Raw genomic sequence first — 2,742 nt, forward strand, 5'->3', positions numbered from 1 at the left:
CGTGCTCGACCTGCTCGACATCCCACACAGCATCTACACCGACTGACCCACGCCGCCGCGCAGCCAAAACAGGTTCAAGAAGTGCGGAAAGTCAGTCGTCTGTTCTGAGTACGCATGTTCGGCAGACGGGAAGACGGTAGCCTCCGCTAGTCGTCGCTGCGGCGCAATCCGCGGCGTACCGACAGCAGCTCGAACTCCGGATGAGCGGCGACCAGGCGTTCCACCGCATCCAGCACCTCCACGGCGTGGCTGCGGTCACCCGATACCACCGCCGCACCGATGCCCGCCCGTCGGTGCAGGTCGTGCGAATCGGTTTCGGCGGCCGACACGTTGAACTTGCGTTGCAATTCCGCGACCACCGGGCGCACCACCGACCGTTTCTGCTTGAGGGACCGCACGTCACCGAGCAGCAGATCGAATTCCAGCCAGCCGATCCACATCGCGGCGGGTTATCCGGCCGGGGTTCTCGAATTGCCGAAGGCCAACAGCAGCGCCGTGGTTTTCTGGGACAACTGCCAGCCGCTCCTGTGCGGTGTGAACTCCATCGGGAAGGAGAACCCGCCGGTGTCGGGGTTGGCGGTGGTGATGTTGACATTGGCCACTGCGATGCGCGGTTCGCGGTCCGACCAGGTGACGTCGGCCACGTCGAAGGTCAGCGGACTGTACCCGTCATCTCGCAGTGCCGTCACGAACCTGTCCAAAGCCTCGGCCGCGCCGGGCTTGGCAGCCTCGATGAGGTCCAGCTTGTCGCCACCGGGCACAGCGGGGTCGACAAGCCGGTATAGCACGTCGGTGAGCGCCGCTGCGGTCGGCAGCGCCGCCGACTCCATCGTCGCGGTCGCCACTGACGACGTCAGCGACGGCCCGATCGGCGCCGCCGGTTCGCCGTGCGAACAGCCGGACAGCACGAGCACCGCCACAACGCCCGCGGCGCCCAGAACAGCGGCGCGATGTCGGTACATGCGCTCCTAGTCGGTCTCAGCGCCGGCAGCGCAGGTCACACCCGCCGCTGCCACGCGAGTGGCGAGATATTCCACCGTCACAGTGGTCCTTCTGACCGGTCGATTTCCGGACAAGATTAACAGCGGTGTCCGGTGTGTCGGATTCCCAGGCCCGACATGTTCGGGCGACGGCCGGTAGCGTTGAGGTATCCACAGACATCCGTAGCGCCAACTTCCGGGCCGGGAAAGGAGCGCAGCATGGGCACCATGGGAGAGTCAGAGCGTTCTGAGGCGTTCGGCGGCTCGCTCTCGGACGACGAGGCTGCCGAGCTGGAAGAGCTGCGCCGCGAAGCTGCGGTGCTGCGTGAGCAGCTGGAGAATCCGGCCGAACCGCAGAACGCCGCCCGTACCAGCCGTGATGTGCACCAACTCGAAGCGCGCATCGACTCGCTCGCCGCCCGCAACTCGAAGCTGCTGGAAACCCTCAAGGATGCCCGACAGCAGCTGCTGGCGCTGCGCGAGGAGGTTGACCGGCTGGGGCAGCCGCCCAGCGGTTACGGGGTGCTGCTGGCCACCCACGACGACGACACCGTCGACGTCTTCACCTCGGGGCGCAAGATGCGGCTGACCTGTTCCCCGAACGTCGACGTCGAATCGTTCAAAAAGGGTCAGACGGTGCGGCTCAACGAGGCGCTGACCGTGGTCGAAGCCGGCACGTTCGAGTCGGTCGGCGAGATTTCCACGCTGCGCGAGATCCTGACCGACGGCCATCGCGCACTGGTGGTGGGCCACGCCGACGAGGAACGCATCGTCTGGCTGGCAGAGCCCCTGGTGGCCGAAGATCTGCCCGATTGCGACCCCGAAGCTCTCGTCGACGACGACCGGCCCCGCAAGCTGCGGCCCGGTGACTCGCTGTTGGTGGACACCAAGGCCGGCTACGCCTTCGAACGCATCCCCAAAGCCGAGGTCGAGGATCTGGTGCTGGAGGAGGTGCCCGACGTCAGCTACAGCGATATCGGCGGTCTGCGCCGGCAGATCGAGCAGATCCGCGACGCGGTGGAGCTGCCGTTCCTGCACGGCGAGCTGTACCGGGAGTACATGTTGCGTCCGCCCAAGGGCGTGCTGCTCTATGGCCCGCCGGGCTGCGGCAAGACCCTGATCGCCAAGGCGGTGGCCAATTCGCTGGCCAAAAAGATGGCGGAGGTGCGCGGCGACGACGCCAAGGAGGCCAAGTCGTACTTCCTCAACATCAAAGGCCCCGAGTTGCTGAACAAGTTCGTCGGCGAAACCGAGCGCCACATCCGGCTGATCTTCCAGCGCGCCCGCGAAAAGGCGTCCGAGGGAACCCCGGTGATCGTGTTCTTCGACGAGATGGACTCCATCTTCCGCACCCGCGGCACCGGGGTGTCCTCGGATGTCGAAACCACGGTCGTCCCGCAGCTGCTCAGTGAGATCGACGGGGTGGAGGGACTGGAGAACGTCATCGTGATCGGCGCCTCCAACCGCGAGGACATGATCGATCCGGCGATCCTGCGGCCCGGCCGTCTGGACGTCAAGATCAAGATCGAGCGTCCGGACGCCGAAGCCGCGCAGGACATCTTCTCCAAGTACCTCACTGAGGAGCTGCCGGTGCACGCCGACGATCTGGCCGAATTCGGCGGCGATCGCGCGCAGTGCATCAAGGCGATGATCGAGAAGGTTGTGGACCGGATGTACTCCGAAATCGACGACAACCGATTCCTGGAGGTCACCTATGCCAACGGTGACAAGGAAGTTATGTACTTCAAGGACTTCAACTCCG

Annotated in this window: 3 protein-coding genes; 1 reads left to right on the top strand and 2 read right to left on the bottom strand. The window is 65.3% G+C overall.

The features are described 5' to 3' along the window. Positions 1–146 precede the first annotated feature (146 nt). Positions 147–440 carry a DUF503 domain-containing protein gene (locus AC2VOP_RS17790; RefSeq protein ID WP_486962190.1) on the bottom strand — a complete coding sequence of 98 codons (294 nt, stop codon included), beginning with the start codon at positions 438–440 and terminating at the stop codon, positions 147–149. 9 nt (positions 441–449) lie between these two features. Continuing rightward, the gene (lppK, locus tag AC2VOP_RS17795; RefSeq protein WP_486962191.1) at positions 450–962 is read right to left on the bottom strand and encodes a lipoprotein LppK; all 513 of its coding nucleotides are present in this window, start codon (positions 960–962) and stop codon (positions 450–452) included. Positions 963–1,208: 246 nt separating this feature from the next. Here lppK and arc point away from each other — a divergent pair. Further along, a partial coding sequence (gene arc / locus AC2VOP_RS17800) for a proteasome ATPase (protein ID WP_486962192.1) occupies positions 1,209–2,742 on the top strand: 1,534 nt, incomplete at its 3' end.

It is taken from the genome of Mycobacterium sp. TH-M106 (assembly GCF_057473765.1).